Genomic DNA, 16,911 nt, shown 5'->3' with positions numbered 1-16,911 from the left:
GCTCGAGCACATAGAGCTCAGGCCGGACCGCTCACTGGGCAGCGAGGCCGCGATAGTGAAGACGCTCCGAAGGGAATTAGTCGAGGCGTTGGACGCGCAGGGCTATGGCGCCGCTGACCTCAAGCGGTGCGTATATGTCATCCGCATGAAAGGCGACTTCGTAATTGCTTATCCGCTCAGGCGGTCGCCAGTGCTTTACATCGGGCGCGGCTCCGCGCTCGGCAGACTTTCCTCGCACCTTCGGCGGTGGCTCCACGAAATCGACGGTTTCGGAAAAGACGTGCGCATCGAAATCCGCGTCTGCCGAACTCGGCGAAAGAACGTCACTGATATGTTCAAGTATGTTGAGGCCGACTTAATTGATTGGTTTGCCGAAAAGTACGGCATAATTCCTTTCTTCAACAGCCGTCGCGAGACAGCCTATGCGGGCTGCGTGGATTACACCGACACTGACGCCGCGCAGATGAAGGCGGCGCTAGGCGTTGGGAAGGGAAAGCGCCCCCTTTGGGCGATTGCGCCGGCACCAGCCAACAAAAATTACGATGTTTTTCACCGCGGCTGGAATGCGTAAGCTGGCAGGCTACAATGGCCGAAAGGGGAAGGTCGAGTTTTGGCATCAGAAATTGGCGAAGCAGACATTCATGCTCAATAAGCGCATAGTCCCTTTCGGCCCAGAGCCGACCTTCGCACCAGGCGCGGCAGATGGCAGGCCCCAGCCCCTTTCTGACAGTCGGACTTGCTGGCGTTTTTCGAAGAAGTTGAATGTCCAGAACTCAGATTCTCTCGTTTTTCACTAAAATTCTCTGAGTCTCGACATCATAAAAATACCGATGCAAGGTCCCCTCTTCGATCAGCTTAGCCGCCTGACCAACGTGTTCTGGCAGTACATAGAACCATTCCTTAGGGAGAACCTTCTTCCCGAACCGATCTGTGATGAATAGCTTGGCCGGACGAGCCGCTGCGAAGAAGCGATGCAGCAGGTTCTCGACTTTGTTACGCGACAGATTTTGCAGGCTGTAGGTCGCGACGATCTCCACCGGCGCCAGAAGAAACGTCGGATCGTTTCTGGCGTCCGCAACTCGACGGGATACATCCTGGCTGGTGACGCCGATCTTATGCAAGATCATACGCTGCCCTTTGATCTCGGGATTTTCGGATCGGGAGCGGGCAACATAGATCGTTCCCGACAGTTCGAGCTGATCGTTCTCCCATTCAGGATCAAGCGGCCCGAGGCCGACCTTCTGGACCATGCGAGCTGTCTTGTCGTCATTAAGGGATTTTCGGAATGACGACATGAGCGGGTCGCTCTCTGTGCCGTTTGAAAAAATGACGCGAAGCCGATGGTCGCGCGCGCCGCTACGAGCGGTCATTTCCGACTTCTCGGCGATCATGGCGAGCAAACCGTTCCTTATGAAGAAGTCCCCTTCGATTGGCTCGATCACCGACCATTTCCGTACCGGGCTTGCGTGGCGCTCACCTGCTTCCAAGCCGCGCTGGACCGTCTCAAAGCGCTCGCGGAACTGCTCGAAATCCCTGCAGGGTACGAAGTCCGCGCGATGATCAGGAACATGCCTTTCTGCAGACGGTGTGGTGTGCTTGAGGCTGACCAGTGACGCATCAACATCAAGATCATCATCAGCGAAGATGTCATCCAAGCTATTGGGAATATCAGCGTCGATAGGCTCGTCTTGCCATGAGCGCGACATTTGGGCGGTGGATTTGCTTAGCAGGCCCAACCGATCCACAGCCCGCATCTGTTCGGTGGGAGCCAACTTTACGGTGTCCCAGATTGCTCCAAGGCGCATCTCGTCATGATCCATTGCATCGGGATCGGGGAGGCGCGAATGACGCTCATGGAAGGCGGTTACTTCAAGCAAGGCTGCGACACCACGATCCTGCGAAGGACCACCGCGCCCAGCGCGAGGTTTGACATCCAAAAGGCCGAACTCGTCGTCTTCCGCGAAGATGTCTTCCAAGCTCTGGCGCGGCATCAAAGAGCCCCCTCACGCAGGCGCTTGGCCTTTTCGGCCTTCAGCCAAGCGAGTGCCTCTGCCATGCGCTTCTCAAGCGGATTGGCGGAGTGGACATTAGGCTCACGCCCTTCTGCGGCTCGGAATGCCTTGATGCGAGGCCAAAGTGTCCTGGCCTCATCGCCGGTCATGTTTACGCGCAAGGCAACCATCGCTGACTGGACATGCGACAGCAGCTCGGAGTTCAGCGATTTCGATGCGACCTCGAAGCGTTCCTGAAAGGTGTTCACGCTGTCGATCAGTTCGATGTCGATGTCCCGGACGTTGATGAATTTCCGGACCATCTCCAAAAGCGTATTCGGTGCGCTGGCGGGTTCGCCATCATCGTCGTCACCGCTCGGCTTCGGGGGCGTACCGCTTAATGGCGACTGTCCCTCAGCAAAACCGCGTTCGGCTTCCTTCCGCGCCAGCGTCAGGACATTCATATGTGCCGCCAAATGCTGACGGACGGATTCCGCTTCCTCGGCATCAAGCGCCTCATACCGCTTCTCGATGATATCAGTCAGCACCATCTGGGTCGCAACCTCGGGGGCCGTGTCAGGCAACAGTACGCGCCTGTCCATCTCCTGATAGGCAGTCGCCATCAGATCGTTCATGTCATTTTCGCAGATCTCGCGCGAACGGTCTGTGGGTGGCTCGACCAGTCCCTTTATGCCGATGGTGATATTGCCTTCATCGTCGGTGCCCATGGGCGCGCGCACGTCGCCATCTTCACGGCGGTAGAATTTGAAGTTGGGGGCCAGTACCTGCTCCATCAGAAGTGACCCGGAGATCGCCTTGAGCATGTCGTTTACCGCATCAGTTACGACGCCGGTTTCGACGCCGGGTTCGGCAACGAGATTGGTGAACAGCGCGCGGGGCTTCCCCGGCGCGTCGCGGGTCGCGCGCCCGATGATCTGTACGATCTCGGTCAGGGATGACCGATAGCCGATTGTCAGAGCATGTTCACACCAGACCCAGTCGAAGCCCTCCTTGGCCATGCCGAGGGCAATGATGAAGTCGACCTTGGCCCGGTCGGCCACGTCATCGCGTTTGCCATCCGGCCCTTTGATCTCGCGCGACAGCGCGGCTTTCACGATATCGCGGCCCGGCCCGTCATCCACCAGGTCCGCCACTTTCAGCAGTCCACCATCGGGCCTGCGCACCAGATCAAACCCCGTCTCGGGATCGCGCCCCTCATGGGCGCCCAGCAAGTCGAGGATCTTGCCCACCTCGTTGAACTTGTCATCGAACGCCTCGGACGAGCCACGATGCGGGATGTGGATGATCGTTTTTTGATCAGGGTTCAGCACGCCCGGCAACCCGTTGACGTAATTCCCCTTGTAGAACTCGTAGTTGATCCCGAGCGCCTTGAGCCAGGCGTAGCCCTCCAACTGCTCGTAATAGCTGTAGGTGATCTTGGTGAAGCGATCTTCGTCCTCGGGACGAAGCACCGGATCGGCATCGCCACGGAAATAGCTGCCAGTCATCGCCATCACATGGCACTTGGCGCGATTGATCAGGCTACGCAGGATCACCCCCAGCCTGTTATTGTCCGAAGCCGACACATGGTGGAATTCGTCGATGGCAATGAAGCAACTGTCGAAGGCCTCGATCCCTTTGGTCTTCATTACCTCGTCAAAGCCGAAGCGGAAGGTGGCATGGGTGCAGACCAGCACCTTGGCATCGCTCTCCATGAAGGCCTGGAAGGCTTTCACCTTCTGTTTGCCGGCATCCTCGCCGGTCAGGCAAAGATTCCAGCGGTTGTCCACCTCCCAATCCGCCTCGAAGCCATAGCTGGTCAGATCGGTCGAGCGGAACGAGCCGCCGATCGAGGTTTCGGGCACGCAGACGATGGTCTTGTCCAGCCCCTGATGGCGCAGCTTGTCGAGCGCCACGAACATCAGCGCGCGGCTCTTGCCCGACGCTGGCGGCGCTTTCAGCAGCAGGAACTGCACGGCACGGGCGGCATAGGTGCGGGCCTGCATTGGGCGCTGACCAAGGGCATTCGTCACAGCCTTGGAGGTGCCATAGGTGACATTGACCATCTGAACCATCTGTCAGGCCCTCTTTTTCTTTGGCGCGGCTTCCAGCGATTTTACCTTGGCGGCATAGAGCTTGAAGAGCTTCTCCAGCCGTTCGGTGTCATTGCGGAAAGGGCGGCCGATATACATGCCTTCCACAAGCTCGTCGTTTTCTCGATGCGCGGCGCGCAGGTCGTCGGGCATTTTGTCGGGATCATAGAGCTCGGCAATCGTGGCGGGGTAATGGGAATAACGGCAGCGCAGGATTTTGCGGGCTGAGGCCGAGAGCGCCTCCATCTGATCCTCGGTGAACTTCGGCACCGGGAAGGTATGCCAGCCGAGCGAACTGGAGTATCGATAGCGTGCTTCAAGCTTTCCGCAGATTGCAGAAATCCACGTCAGATGGAGACGCGACATTATCAAAGAGAGTGCCCAGTATGGACCATCGTGAATAACGAAGCACAGGTTCGATGCAATAACATCTGGCGTGAGGTAATCGCAGGGCAACACTTCGCGTCGCTCCGAGGAAGCGCTTGCAACGACAATAGAGCCTGTTTCGGAGATTCCTCCAATGTGCCAAAACTGATGGGCAGTTGCAGCCCTTTCAATAGTTTCTGGATTTTTGCTATCAAGGCGGTGCTGGCGCGACGCACTTATCCGTCGAGAAATATCCGGAATATCCTCAGCTTCGCTCAATTCGGCATCTTCTATCCAAAGACAATACCTTTTGCTTGAATCTATGAGTTCGGTAGTGCCAACAAGTGGACGAATATATTGCTCTGCGCTCGGGAAGGCGTCTATCAATTCGAGTTTTTCAGCTTCATCTAGAATTAACGCCCCTCCATCATTCGGCATGGAGCCGTAAATCATCTGAGGAAGCTCAAACATCGAATGACTTCGTTGAGAGACGTACAGGAGCGGGCCATCCACTAAATATCCGTTGATTGTCCTGCATTCGCTTGCGGTGTCGCAGTCGAATAGCTTTACGGATTTTCCTCCTGTAGAATTCTGAATCCCTATGATGACGCAATCGACCGCAGCATTAGAAGATGCATTGTTTCGCCACTTGAAGGGGCGATGGGCAAAGAAGATCTGGTTTTGTTCGAGGATGTATGGCCACAGCGAGGGCACCTGTCGGCCCTGCGTAATTGAGCTTGTAGCGACCAAGGCGAACTTTGAATTTTGACCGCGAGATAAATAGTCGCTCGCCAAAATGAACCACGCAGAAACAAGATCAAGGGTTTTGTATCCTTTAATCTTGCGGGACTCAAAGACTACGGCTCGATCTGTCTTTTGTTTTGGCGTCTGGTTCTTCGCGCCTGCAAAGGGCGGATTTCCAGCAATAAACACTTCCTCCCCTTCACTGGGTGGCGGGCAAACCAAAGCCCAATCGATTTGTAGAGAATTGCCGTTGCAAATATGCGCTGCATCCTTGAGTGGCAGCGACGCAGGGCGGCGCCCAAAGACCTCGGCAAAACTGGCATTGGCCTGATATTCAGCTATGAACAGCGCCAGCTTGGCCGTCTCGGCGGCGAAATCCGCGATCTCGATGCCATAGAAATGGCTGATCGGTATGGCCGAGAACATCTGCATCGAGCCGGGGCCGTTCAGCTCTTCCAACCTCCGGAGAATGCGCGTCTCGCGTGCCCGCAACTCGCGGTAGGATACGACAAGGAAGTTGCCCGAGCCACAGGCCGGATCGAACACGCGGATGCGTGACATCCGGTCCAGCACCTGTTGCAACGCGCGGGCGCGGTCCCAGCCCTTATGTATCTCGGCGTCGAGGTCATCAAGGAACAGCGGCCCGATCACCTTCATGATGTTCGGCACCGAGGTATAGTGCATCCCCAGTTCCGAGCGTTGCTTCGGGTCCGCGACCGACTGGATCATCGAGCCGAAGATGTCGGGGTTGATCTCACGCCAATTCAGGCCGCAAGCTTCACGCAGATAGCGGAAGGCCACGCCGTCAAAGCGCGGCGCATCGATGGTGCCCGCGAAAAGCCCGCCGTTGACGTATTCCAGCTCGCTTGTCCAGGCGGGCAGCTCCTCGCGGTTTGTCTTGGGTAGGTTCATCGCCTGAAAGGCCGCGATGATGGTTTCGCGCGCTTCCTCGCCCTTGTCGCCCGCATGGGTGAACAGCAGGCGCGAGAACTGGTTGTCGGGAAAAATGCCAACATCTTCGGCAAACATGCAGAAGATCAGCCGCATCATCAGCTGATTCATCTCGTGCCGACGTTCGTCGCTACCCCAGTCCGGATTGGCCTTGGTCAGCGCGTCATAGAGCCGGGCCAGCTTGCCGGTCGCTTTGACGTCGACGGGGTTTTCTTCGACCGCTCGGTAGCGTTCCTTGCCCGCTGCAGGCAGGAAGAAACCGAAGTTGTCGCCAAGCTCGGCAAAACGGCAATGGAGCGTATCGCCCGAGGCCGGATGCTCTGCCGAGATCATCTCGCCATCGGTGGCAATCAAAATCGCGGGCTTTGAAGTCCTGGTCTTCTTCGAGCTACGCAACTGGTCCAGCGTGCCATCGGTCATGCCAGCCAGCGCGGGGGCATAGTGGAACTTCTTGCCGAACAGCACCCCGCCTCGAAGGTCGGACTTGTTGGTAGACCCGCTCCGCAGCTTGGAGATTGCTGCCTTGGCACCATCTGTAGCGGCAGCAAAGGCGAAAGGGAATTCGGTGGCGTCAAACGGTTCGGCGGCAATCTCCGCCAACGCGTCATAAATTTCAGTTGGATTCATCAAGGGCCTCGAGATACTTACCCATAGCTAAGTGACGCTCAATCTTGAATCCACCGAAAATGCTTTGGCAAAAGAATGAAAATCAGTCTGCGCACATGTTATTTAGCTGCTTCGTGCGCATCTCTGCGGTTCGACCGAGATTCAGCGAAAGTCGGCTCCCGATTCACATGAGACGCTCAGCGGTAAAATATCGGCTCCCAGGTGCAGACCGTCCGATTTCTGATGGTCGTCGACTGCTGGGCAGGTCCGTGGCAGAGCAAGCCGAGCCCACTGGCCGCCATCATAATGCGCGGCGCAGTGTCGCGACGGAAGGTCGGCCTGGTTAGTTCGAATTGAGCAGATCCTACATGCACAACCTGCACCCCCGTCGTACAAGTGCGACGCGCCTTCGATCAAGAGACGCAACGTCAGCTTGTTCGCGCAGCCCGCTCCTCCTCAATCTTCACGCGTTCCATGATCGACGCGACAATTACTCGCGCCTCATCCTCCGTTTTTGCAAATCGGAGCTCACCAACATCGCGTTCAAACCGCCTATCTTTGATTGGTTTGCGGATCTTAGCCTCCCGCTGACGAAACCGGAATAAGTCACATTCGTAGATGGTGAAGCTGCCCTTCTTGCTCAGCGAATGATAGGTGGCTTCACCCTCCAATTCGATGTGATCCTCCCAGACATCGAAATGAGGGTGGACGATAGCGTAGTGATCTGCGGTGGTCGGAAAGCTGACCCTTTTGCTGTCTGTGACCGGCTTTGCCCGCTTTTCCTGATTACACTCGACGCACGCAACCGCGAGATTTTGCGGCTCAAACATGAATTTGGGTTTGAGTGACATCGCTATGATGTGCTCAACGTCCCACGGACGTCCATGGTTCGAATAGAGCCGCTGCCGACAATAGCAGCATTGATAGGCTTGCTGAGCTATGTAATGTTTCTTGATCAGGCTGCGGAGGGCTTCTAGCTTTTCCTCACCCCAGCATTTTGATCCAAATTCTGTATCTTGCAACGTCGATTTGATCAACTTCTGCTCTTCAAGTGTATATTTTACCGCCAATGTGATCATTGCACTTGGCTCTTCTCGGCAATCTTGCGCAGGTCGGTGATCAAGGTGACTACGCCGGGGCTGTCCTTGATGAGTGGCTGAATCTCGATTAACTGGCGAACAGTGTCTCGGAACTCGGCGGTGGCGCTACCACCGTCCGCCGCCAGTCGGAGCGCCTTTACGAGCTCCTCCTGCACGTAATAGTTGCTGCCACTCGCGACGTCGAACTCTCGCACGAGGAGGTAATCCACCGCTCGCCCTGCGACCGTATCGCCCTCATGCGAGGCACGGCTGTTTAACGATGCGATGGTGGCGCTCGGCGGCGCGTCACTGAGGATGAGTGGCGAGTGCGTTGCGAGAACGTAGTGGCAACCGTGATAAGCATCGAACGTTTTTAGGAGCAGATCGAGATACTGAGCCTGCCACTCAGGATGTAGGTTTGTCTCTGGCTCGTCGATCAAGATTAAAGCATTATTATCCAAGTTGGCAGCCAGCGACATGAAGGTGATTGCCATGCTAAGCTCCCCGGAACTTGCCTCCTTTAAATCGATGATCGTGCCGTCTTTGTGATGGGCCTCAACGGCGAAAAGCCGCGCCAGCCCAGCACTGCGCAGAACCTGCATATGCTCGTGCAATTCTAACATAGATACATCGGGATGGCAGAGGTCCATCTCGACCGAAAGAAATTTTCGATCGACCATTTTAATAACGGCCTGTGACGCAGATCTTAAACGATCAATATATTCTTCGCCTTGTCTTAAATAGCGTCCGATACGATTATACATGAAGGAGTTAGATTCAAGTGTCTCCAGATTTGGAATGTTACCATGTGCTATTTCTTCGATGAATTTGAATAATTCTAGCCGGTATACGATCGTGAGGTCGGGTGTGAAGCCCAGCATGTCGAAGACATGCGTAATGCGTCCCCGGTCGTCTTTCCTGATGCGAGCGAACAGCCCCTCTACTGCTCTGTCGAGAAGCGCTGTGGAAGATGACCGGCCCATCCGCTCTCGCATGCCGAGATAAACATAGACATCAGGTTGAGTCGCCTCGAAAAGATGGAGTTGTCTAGGCTCGTTGCCGATCGGAAACTTGTCGAACGGAGTCATGGATAGGCCTATGACCCGGGACGGAAGGATCGCTGCCTCTAACGGCGCCAGCTTGCCATCTATTTCGACGATTATCTTCGACGCTTCGGCGATTATGAGGTGGTGGTGTCCTCCAGCCTCATACTCGAGACGTGCCAACGGTAGACTCCGTTCAACGCCAGCAGATCGGAAGCGATCGAGCAGCTGGAAACTGATCGCGATGGCGGAAAGTAGGCGACTCTTTCCTTGCCCATTCTTGCCGAGGAGGACGGAAACCTTACTTACTTCAGGCACGCATGAGATTGGCTCGGGATTGCCAAAAGTGAGCTCAAGCGGACTCGAGGGTCTCCCGCGATACCCAGGCCGCCACGATTTCCGCTCAGTGTGCTCTAAAGTTCGCGCGCTGAGTAGGCGAAAGGAATTCATTGAATGTATCCTACAGTTTCGATCGGTGCGACAGAACGTAGTTATTTTGTTTTTTGCTAATTAACGCCCGACCTAGTCGACACGGCAGCTTCAGCAAAATTCGACGCGGGAACAGCCGCAACGATACCATTGCGGGAGTCGTTATTTTGTTGAATTCTATCTGGTGCATCACGCAGCGAGAGAGATTACCTGCCCTACTGGGGGAAAGAACCCAAGTCGGCCGATACTCGAGCGGCCTGTGAACGTCTCGACGTGCAATTCCGGCCTGACTACCGCAGGAGGGTCAGCATTTTCGAGGATCACGAACTGACCGATGTGCTTAAGAGACGATAGATGTCTGTAGAAATGGTCTGCTAATCCGGTATCACGGATAGCTAGCTCGTCCGGTTCAAGGTCTCCATACTTTGTCTGCACGAGCGGCTCCCGATAAGTCAGAAGTGGCGTATCGAGAACGATGAAGCCGGGATGTGACAACTCGTTCTCACGGCAATAGATAAGAGTGGAAACCTTGAACGCGGCATTCAGAATGGCTCGAACGCCTTTGCCATTTGCGGCACGCGGCTTGCCGCCAATCTCAATGTCCTGAAGAGTAAGGTCAAATCTCGCCTTTTCCGCGTCCGGAAAGTTCCACGCTTTCAAGACAGTCTGTATCGTGGCCGAAAAAGCAAATGCTGTCGCCCCGTCTATGCCGACTGTGAGCTTCTCCCCTTTGGTAGCTGGAGAACGCTTCACGTCGAGCTGCGCCCGCTTCGCTTCTAGACGTGCGCACTGGTCGTAGAGCTCCAGTTGGTTCTCAACCATACTTCGTTGCAGGGCGAGCGTTTCGTACCTTTGGCGAGTTTGTGCTTCTTTCGGGCGTGCCGCATCCAATGCAGTTTCGGCTTCTAGCAACTTGGAGGCAATTTCCTCCAAGCGAGCACGTAAGCCCTCAGCCTCTGCAAAAAGGGACTCGGAGGTGGCCCGTAGTTCACGCCTTTCAGTTTCGATCTTCCTGACTTCTGCCGCAGCTGCCTTATGGGAGCGTTCAATCTCCTCCGTTCCATGGCTGTGTTGTTGGGTTCCTGGATCTGCGCCGCAGACTGGACAAGGTTGGCCAGAGATAGCAAGAAGTAAGAAGCCGCCCTCTTCCAGCGCCTCTAAACGCTCTATATCTGAGGTATATATCGCCATGAGGCGCTTAAATCTACCAAGGGTTACTTCTAATTCAAGTAATCTTGCTTCGGTGCCACCCTTCGCGTCCAGAACGTTGCGACGCTCGGATACAAGTTCATCAATCTTGTTCTGGTAAAATCGAAGGTTATCTTGAATAGATCCAATGGATTCAGAAAGGCGATCAGATTGATGTTGAAGATCCTCCCGCGACGGCGGATTGTCGCCTAGGCGTTCATTGACTTGCGCGATCAGCTCATCCACCAAATCGATCTGCGCCTGACGCGCCACTTTCCGATCGTTGGGCTTCTGAGAAGCCACGACGGCAGAGTCATCTCGGCCCGTCAGCAGAACTTTCAAAATATTCTTCTCGGCCGTCTCGCGAATAACCTGTCCCGACGACAAGACAGGGCTACGTTCAGAGATTATCGACTCCTCCGACACAAACATGAATGGCGCCAGACTCCGAAGAGTAAGGCTTTCCTTTTCACCATTCATATTCTTCGCGACGAGTTTGCCATCGAGGCCGAGGGAAGCCAGGAGGTATTGGGACAAACTGTCTTCTCGCTTCGCGTCATGGGCTGGCTGAAGCAGCGTTCCTTCCTGTGCTGCGGGCATGGAAGTGACCAATCCGTCATAAACGCGGTAAGCACCACCGCCCGCCGCGCGATACACGGTGACATCTCTGCCTGTGGGCAGCCTTAGGCCGAGCCAAACTTCCTCATAACCGACACGCTCTTCTATCGCCGGCAGTGGCTGAGCGCCGCCAAACATGAAATTGAGCGCCTTCGAGGAGAAGGACTTTCCGGTGTTGGACGCTCCGTAAATGACATTCACGCCCTGCGCGAACTCCAGCGATGCAGGCATCAGGCCGGACCCGGTGAATGTAAGATGACGCAGTACGATACCACTCATAGAAACTTTTGCCCTGGAATCTCTTCTGACACGAATTCCGCTACCCAGCGGCCGATCTTTTCCTCAACCATCGCGGCGAAGGCGGCAGCTGGCAGCTCTCTAACATGCTCGGCAAGCCAGGTTGCCCGTCGTTTCAGCGCAACCGTGTAAGGCGCCTGAAGCATGTCCAAGAAGCTGGGCACATCCTCGCTCGCGAGGAAGTAAATGCCATCATTCTCATACTGAATGTCGACCAGATGCATTCGATGCATCATGTGCAAGCTCTCTTCGACCAACCGCCTTCTCACGAAGAGCTCGCCGTCCCTTCCAGGCAGGTCTGGATGTAGGCTCGGCGGAGTCGTGTCATCCGATAGTCCATCTAGGTCAGAGGTATGCACGACTAGATGGTCGAACCAAGCCATCTCTATCAGGTCGCACGGGCGTGGATAGATCGCCTCCAGCAGAACCAAGGCACGCAGTCCCGTCTCCAATTGGCTGTTGAAGAGAGGGGCTTCAGATCCCTTACTCTCTCCGCTCATCGCTTCCACTTCAGCCGGCCTTCGTTAGCAAAATGATGGCAAATTCCCTGCCTGACAGCGATGCGCCCATATCGCGTCAGAATACCCGCTGTGCTGCAATTCTTCGCCTCGACCATGACTGCTGACATTCTCGCAAGGGCATCGCCATGTGGAGCGCGGTGGGTGTCAATCACGCCGAAATAGATGTCCTCAACATACGTATCGAGGACTTCGGGAAAGGTGGAATCACGATAGTAACGTTTGAATTCTGCCGCTTCGAAAAAGCGGGTGCGTTGATCGCGAAGATCGTCACCCCAATCTGGATGCGTTAGCACCTCCGCTGCGTCGGCAAAGGTGTGCCCAACTCGCTCCCCGTATGCATCGACCAGCTGGGCCAGATAGGGCACCTCTTGGCTTTCCAATGTATCTGGAACCTTGCCTCGAGGCGCTTCGCCGGGGTCCGCACCAAACCACTTCACTAGCACCGGCTTGATGTGTGGATCGTCTACCAATGACACGGCATCTAAAGCGGTCACCTCCTTGAAGTTGAAGGATTCAATCTTGGCTCGGATTTCCAAGCTCAGCGCCACAATCTTATTCTCAACTAGGTTTGGGGCGCAGACCTCATCCCAGCGATCGATGCATGTCTTCCGGAATAGTTCAGGCTGCGAGATGTACTTCTTCACGTTCCGCACGACGCCTCGAGGAGCTACAAATACGTAGGCCCTAGGCAATATGAATTCGCCAGCAGCCGAGTGCATGAATATCTTGCCCAGCTCAATGAGGGCGGACGTCTCCGAGAGTTTTTTGCCAAGCTGCTTGCACTGGTAGTTATCCCAGTCGCCCTCATGGCGGCTCTCTGTCACATACCCGACAACGTCACGCCCCATATCGCCAGAGCCATTCCAGCGAAAACTTTGAACGTAGTCGTTCGTCCGAACTGACAGCCAATCATGGACGAACGCCTCAAGGCGTTCGTCCGGCAGTTCCCTGACGCTCACAGCGTAGTTCGGCTTCATGAAAGGGCACTCAAAGTCCTGTTCGCGATCGCGCCTACCATTCCCATGAGAAACGAACGCGTTTCCCAAATTTCACGACACACTGATGAGCCCCCTCTGCCCTAGACTGCGGCAGATTCCTATGATGCGCCATAAGCCTCTGTCTACAGGTTATTATTGTGCCGCTCGAATTAGCTGACTGATCAACTAGGCACGCGCTGCTAGGCAGACGCCCATCTTCGTCAGAATCAGCCGAGCTATCAAGGGGGTCGCCTACCTCTTGAGCGAATTCGGCCAAGAACAGGGCGGCGGCTGTGCGTTTTTGTAATATCTTGTCGGGGTGGGGTGCGTGGTGCTCTTGTGAAGTTTGATGGAATGTAGTGGGCGGCGTTGAAGACACTAGACATCCCTAAAAATCTGCTTAGAGAAGTCTATAACGCCGAGAAAAACTATGGTGTTCTGGTGTGAGTGGTTAGATGTGTGGGCATATTACCCGCGTTGAGAGGTAGAATAGATTTTTATCAATATGTTATGTATTGAAGTAAAAATCCCACCCTCTCCGCCAAGAGCCCTTCCGGGACCATCCAGAACTGATCGCAGGAAATCGAAAGATTTCCTTGGCTTCAGGGCGATCCGGCTCAATTTCCTTTATCGTGGCTGGACGTTGGCTCGACGAAAGTCGTCTCTTGCGAATTTCGCGCGGAATGTCCGGGAATTCTCCTCACCGACCGGGGCTTTGTTCTCATGTGCGTGATTGCCGGCAGCGCTTGAACGTATTTCGGGCGGAAGCCGGTTTTTTCGTTCGCTGAGGTCACGTCCGGTGTCATGTTGACAGATATCGGCGGCGCGAGCAGCTTGTTCCGGTTGAAGATGGCGGCTCGGAGAGTCGGTGTGAATTAGCGCTTTTTCGGCGGCTACCTCGGTCAAGGGTCGGGTGCATGCAGAGGGTGTTGAGCAGCATTGCTTTGGCGGCGCAGGGCTTTGTTCTTGCCAGTTTTTCGACTGGCGCGGGCATTTCGCCGGTGACTCTGGCCATGCTCGATCCGTCAGGGCTTGCCGCTTCGATTTGCGGCGCAAGGGCTGAGGCGGCGGTGCTGGCGCACGAGCTTGTGCTTGCCGCAGCCGTTACGGGTCCGGTCGGTGCCGCATCCCAGGCGATACCGCTCTATCGCGATCTCGTTGCCGATCGTTTGCCGATCACCACTTCAAGCGAGCAGGCGCGGCGCTATTTCAATCAGGGTCTCCTGCTGGCCTATGGCTTCAATCATGCAGGGGCGGTGCGCTCTTTTCGCGAGGCGCAGCGGCTCGATCCGGCTTGCGCGATGTGCTGGTGGGGCGAGGCGCTTGCGCTGGGGCCGAACATCAACGCGCCCATGGACGATCGCGATCGCAATGCGGCTTTGGCGGCGATGGACAGGGCCGCAGGGCAAAGCGTGCATGCGTCCCCGCTGGAGCAGGCGTTGATCGGTGCGACGGCGCGCCGCTACACGCGCGATGCGAAGGCCGATCGCTCTGCACTGGATGCCGCATATGCCGATGCCATGATCGGCGTTGCCCGTCGCTTTCCAGCGGATGACGATGTGGCCGTGCTGGCGGCCGAAGCGGTCATGGATGTCAGCCCGTGGAGCTATTGGGAGGCGGACAAGCGAACGCCGACAGGCCGAAGCGGCGAGGCGGTTCGGCTGATCGAGGGCGTGCTAATGCGTGACCCGGGCAACCTTCAGGCCGCGCATCTTTACATCCATCTCATGGAGAACAGCGCGGAGCCGCGCCGCGCGGAAGCTGCGGCAGACCGGCTGGCGCGGGAAGGCGCGCCGAGCGCCGGCCATCTCGTCCACATGCCGGGGCACATCTATCAACTGGTCGGCCGCTACGCCGATTCCATCCGGGTCAACATTGCGGCCGCGCGTGCAGACGAGGCTTTCATCCGCAGCACGAACGATCGCAGCCTCGTCCGCTACGGCTATTACCCTCACAACGTCCACTTCATCGTGACATCCGCGCAGATGGCAGGTGACATGCGCACGGCGATCACCGAGGCGCAGCGTCTGCGGAAACTGCTGGATCCCGGCACCTCCGCGCGGATCGCCTGGATACAGGCGATCGATGCCGCACCCTTTCTGGCGATGGCGCAATTTGCCGAACCCGAGGCGATCCTGGCCATGCCGCCGCCCGACCCGCGTTTGCCCTATGCCGCTGCCATGCGGTTCTATGCGCGCGCAGTTGCCCGGGCGCAGGGGCGGGACCGCGCCGGAGCCGAGCGTGAAATCGCCGCCATCGTGGAAATCCGCAAATCCGGCACCCTGGCCGGCATGACCGAACAGGGCGTGCCCGCAGCGGACCTTCTCCAGCTTGCCGAAGCGGTGGCGCGCGGCAAGCTGGCCTTTTCGGAAAAGCGCTACGAAGAGGCCGCGCGCCTCTATCGCCGGGCAATCGTGCTGGAGGCGAAGATACCCTATCAGGAGCCGCCATACTGGTATTATCCCGTGAGCCAGTCGCTTGGCGCGGCCCTGTTCAGGGCCGGGCATTATGGCGAGGCGGCGCAGGCTTTTCGTGCCGCGCTCGTGCAGTCTCCGAAAAGCGGCTGGGCACTTTACGGACTTGCCGAAAGCGAGAAGGCGCAAGGGCGCGGTGTTGAAGCGGCCGCCGCCCGCCAGGCGCTCGGGCAGGCGTGGCTGGGCGACGATGCCTGGCTGCGGATGGACCGCTTGTGAATCTCGTCCACGCCCGGGCGCTGCCCATTTTCCCGCAGCCGCGCGGTGGTTATCGGGGGTCTCTTGCCTGCGTGCGCAGGTAGGCGATCAGGTCGGCTCGGTCCAACGGGTCCTTCACGCCGGGGAACTGCATGGTCGTGCCCGGCACGACCGAGGCGGGGGCGGCGATCCATGCGTCGAGCGCCTTTTCGTCCCATCTGCCGCCGATGCCGATCAGAGCCGCAGTGTAGCCGTAGCGCGACCTGTTGGTGCCGGGGGGCTGGCCGAACACGCCGAACAGGTTCGGTCCGCCGCGATCGCTCGCGCCTTCGATGATGCTGTGGCAGGCGGCGCACTGCCGGAATTTCCGGGCGCCGCTTTCCACGTCGGCAACTTTCATAAGCTCTTGCAGGGTCGGGTCTTGCCCCGCTTTCCGCAGGCGCTCGTCATGACGGTCATCGCGGCATCCGGCGAGTCCGATCAGGAGAGCCATTCCGGCAAAGGCCGCGCGGGCCGATATCCATGCTTTCACGGTTCGCGGGTCCGATGCATCAATCGCGATGGAAGAACGCGGGCCTGCCCTTGAGCACGTTGCGCGCCATGTCGCCGCCATCGTGAAGGGCGAGCGGGCCGCCGGGCAGGGCATCGTCCCAGAAACCGTGGTCGGCATATTGATCGAGCGCCTCTTCATACCGGGCGATCTTGGCGGCCTGCGATGCGAGCAGCCTTGTTGCGCTGTGCATTTCGGCAAAGTCGTCGCCCGATCCCGCGCGCACCATCCGGGCGAGATCGGGGCGTTCCAGTGCTTCGAAGTATTCGGCAACGAAGTCCCGGGCGGATTGCAGCGGGGTTGCGTGACCGGCAGTCGGCATGGTCATGGGCAGGTCAATCGCCGTTGCGCGGGGCGCGGGCATTGAGATCGGCCCAGAGTGCCTCCGTGCCCGCTTCCTGCGCCTTGTTCACGTATTGCGAGGCCACGAGCCAGCCCTTGATATACTGCAGCGGCAACACGCAGCCCAGCCCGACCAGCGGGAACGAAGTGAGCAGATGGACCCAGAACGGCGGGTCGAACTTCACCTGCAGCCATACGGCGAAGAACGTGAGCGGGAAGGCGACGATGCAGAGCGAGAAGAAGGCGGGGCCGTCGTCAGGGGCGGCGAAGCCGTAATCGAGCCCGCAGGCCGGGCAGGTATCGTTCAGCTTGAGCCACTTGCGGAACATGGCGCCTTTTTCGCAACGGGGGCAAAGTCCTTTCAGGCCGCACCTGAAAATACGGCGGGCCTTGTCGCCGGGCTCCATATTGTTGTCTGACATGATGCAGGTCCGCCGTTGATCG

13 protein-coding genes are annotated in these 16,911 nt (G+C 57.2%); 2 read left to right on the top strand and 11 right to left on the bottom strand.

Annotated elements, in window-relative coordinates:
• Window positions 1-55 precede the first annotated feature (55 nt).
• Window positions 56-571, top strand: coding sequence for a hypothetical protein (locus ACLIMP_RS15965; RefSeq protein WP_443477960.1), 516 nt, complete (start codon window positions 56-58; stop codon window positions 569-571).
• A 202-nt stretch (window positions 572-773) separates the two neighbouring features.
• Here the strand turns inward: ACLIMP_RS15965 and ACLIMP_RS15960 are convergent, their stop codons facing one another.
• The 8 genes from ACLIMP_RS15960 to ACLIMP_RS15925 all read right to left on the bottom strand — a co-directional run bounded on the left by ACLIMP_RS15960 (window position 774) and on the right by ACLIMP_RS15925 (window position 12,903).
• Window positions 774-1,991 carry a GIY-YIG nuclease family protein gene (locus ACLIMP_RS15960; protein ID WP_443477959.1) on the bottom strand — a complete coding sequence of 406 codons (1,218 nt, stop codon included), beginning with the start codon at window positions 1,989-1,991 and terminating at the stop codon, window positions 774-776.
• The gene (locus ACLIMP_RS15955; RefSeq protein ID WP_443477958.1) at window positions 1,991-4,066 is read right to left on the bottom strand and encodes a DEAD/DEAH box helicase; all 2,076 of its coding nucleotides are present in this window, start codon (window positions 4,064-4,066) and stop codon (window positions 1,991-1,993) included. Before ACLIMP_RS15955 ends, ACLIMP_RS15960 begins: the two co-directional genes overlap by 1 nt.
• A gap of 3 nt (window positions 4,067-4,069) precedes the next feature.
• The gene (locus tag ACLIMP_RS15950; protein ID WP_443477957.1) at window positions 4,070-6,772 is read right to left on the bottom strand and encodes a class I SAM-dependent DNA methyltransferase; all 2,703 of its coding nucleotides are present in this window, start codon (window positions 6,770-6,772) and stop codon (window positions 4,070-4,072) included.
• Between the two features lie 407 nt (window positions 6,773-7,179).
• On the bottom strand, window positions 7,180-7,830 hold the full coding sequence (locus tag ACLIMP_RS15945; RefSeq protein WP_443477956.1) for an HNH endonuclease: 651 nt from the start codon (window positions 7,828-7,830) through the stop codon (window positions 7,180-7,182).
• Window positions 7,827-9,191 (bottom strand): ATP-binding protein, encoded by a 1,365-nt coding sequence (locus tag ACLIMP_RS15940; RefSeq protein WP_443477955.1) that lies wholly within the window; start codon window positions 9,189-9,191, stop codon window positions 7,827-7,829. Before ACLIMP_RS15940 ends, ACLIMP_RS15945 begins: the two co-directional genes overlap by 4 nt.
• Window positions 9,192-9,491: 300 nt before the next feature.
• Window positions 9,492-11,387, bottom strand: a complete 1,896-nt coding sequence (locus tag ACLIMP_RS15935; RefSeq protein ID WP_443477954.1) for a hypothetical protein — start codon at window positions 11,385-11,387, stop codon at window positions 9,492-9,494.
• Window positions 11,384-11,905: an ABC-three component system middle component 2 gene (locus ACLIMP_RS15930; RefSeq protein ID WP_443477953.1), complete on the bottom strand. Its 522-nt coding sequence runs from the start codon at window positions 11,903-11,905 to the stop codon at window positions 11,384-11,386. Before ACLIMP_RS15930 ends, ACLIMP_RS15935 begins: the two co-directional genes overlap by 4 nt.
• Entirely contained in the window at window positions 11,902-12,903 is a 1,002-nt protein-coding gene (locus tag ACLIMP_RS15925) for an ABC-three component system protein (RefSeq protein WP_443477952.1), read from the bottom strand. Before ACLIMP_RS15925 ends, ACLIMP_RS15930 begins: the two co-directional genes overlap by 4 nt.
• Before the next feature lie 917 nt (window positions 12,904-13,820).
• Between ACLIMP_RS15925 and ACLIMP_RS15920 the strand changes: the two genes are divergently transcribed.
• Window positions 13,821-15,596 (top strand): tetratricopeptide repeat protein, encoded by a 1,776-nt coding sequence (locus ACLIMP_RS15920; protein WP_443477951.1) that lies wholly within the window; start codon window positions 13,821-13,823, stop codon window positions 15,594-15,596.
• Between the two features lie 49 nt (window positions 15,597-15,645).
• On the opposite strand, the gene ACLIMP_RS15915 is transcribed toward ACLIMP_RS15920, so the two are convergent.
• The 3 genes from ACLIMP_RS15915 to ACLIMP_RS15905 are packed head-to-tail and all read right to left on the bottom strand — an operon-like array spanning window position 15,646 to window position 16,889.
• Complete coding sequence (locus ACLIMP_RS15915) at window positions 15,646-16,107, bottom strand: c-type cytochrome (RefSeq protein WP_324696723.1); 462 nt, start codon at window positions 16,105-16,107, stop codon at window positions 15,646-15,648.
• A gap of 19 nt (window positions 16,108-16,126) precedes the next feature.
• The gene (locus tag ACLIMP_RS15910) at window positions 16,127-16,453 is read right to left on the bottom strand and encodes a hypothetical protein (protein ID WP_324696721.1); all 327 of its coding nucleotides are present in this window, start codon (window positions 16,451-16,453) and stop codon (window positions 16,127-16,129) included.
• 7 nt (window positions 16,454-16,460) lie between these two features.
• Window positions 16,461-16,889 (bottom strand): DUF983 domain-containing protein, encoded by a 429-nt coding sequence (locus tag ACLIMP_RS15905; RefSeq protein WP_054438379.1) that lies wholly within the window; start codon window positions 16,887-16,889, stop codon window positions 16,461-16,463.
• Between the last annotated feature and the right edge of the window lie 22 nt (window positions 16,890-16,911).

It is taken from the genome of Novosphingobium aeonii, assembly GCF_052279045.1.
Taxonomy (GTDB): domain Bacteria; phylum Pseudomonadota; class Alphaproteobacteria; order Sphingomonadales; family Sphingomonadaceae; genus Novosphingobium.
This window is presented reverse-complemented; position numbering and strand designations above follow the sequence as displayed.

Coding starts and splice junctions, on each gene's coding strand:
- ACLIMP_RS15960 (WP_443477959.1), bottom strand. CDS start 1,991: ATGCCGCGCCAGAGCTTGGAAGACATCTTCGCGGAAGACGACGAGTTC.
- ACLIMP_RS15955 (WP_443477958.1), bottom strand. CDS start 4,066: ATGGTTCAGATGGTCAATGTCACCTATGGCACCTCCAAGGCTGTGACG.
- ACLIMP_RS15950 (WP_443477957.1), bottom strand. CDS start 6,772: ATGAATCCAACTGAAATTTATGACGCGTTGGCGGAGATTGCCGCCGAA.
- ACLIMP_RS15945 (WP_443477956.1), bottom strand. CDS start 7,830: ATGATCACATTGGCGGTAAAATATACACTTGAAGAGCAGAAGTTGATC.
- ACLIMP_RS15935 (WP_443477954.1), bottom strand. CDS start 11,387: ATGAGTGGTATCGTACTGCGTCATCTTACATTCACCGGGTCCGGCCTG.
- ACLIMP_RS15930 (WP_443477953.1), bottom strand. CDS start 11,905: ATGAGCGGAGAGAGTAAGGGATCTGAAGCCCCTCTCTTCAACAGCCAA.
- ACLIMP_RS15925 (WP_443477952.1), bottom strand. CDS start 12,903: ATGAAGCCGAACTACGCTGTGAGCGTCAGGGAACTGCCGGACGAACGC.
- ACLIMP_RS15920 (WP_443477951.1), top strand. CDS start 13,821: ATGCAGAGGGTGTTGAGCAGCATTGCTTTGGCGGCGCAGGGCTTTGTT.
- ACLIMP_RS15910 (WP_324696721.1), bottom strand. CDS start 16,453: ATGACCATGCCGACTGCCGGTCACGCAACCCCGCTGCAATCCGCCCGG.
- ACLIMP_RS15905 (WP_054438379.1), bottom strand. CDS start 16,889: ATGTCAGACAACAATATGGAGCCCGGCGACAAGGCCCGCCGTATTTTC.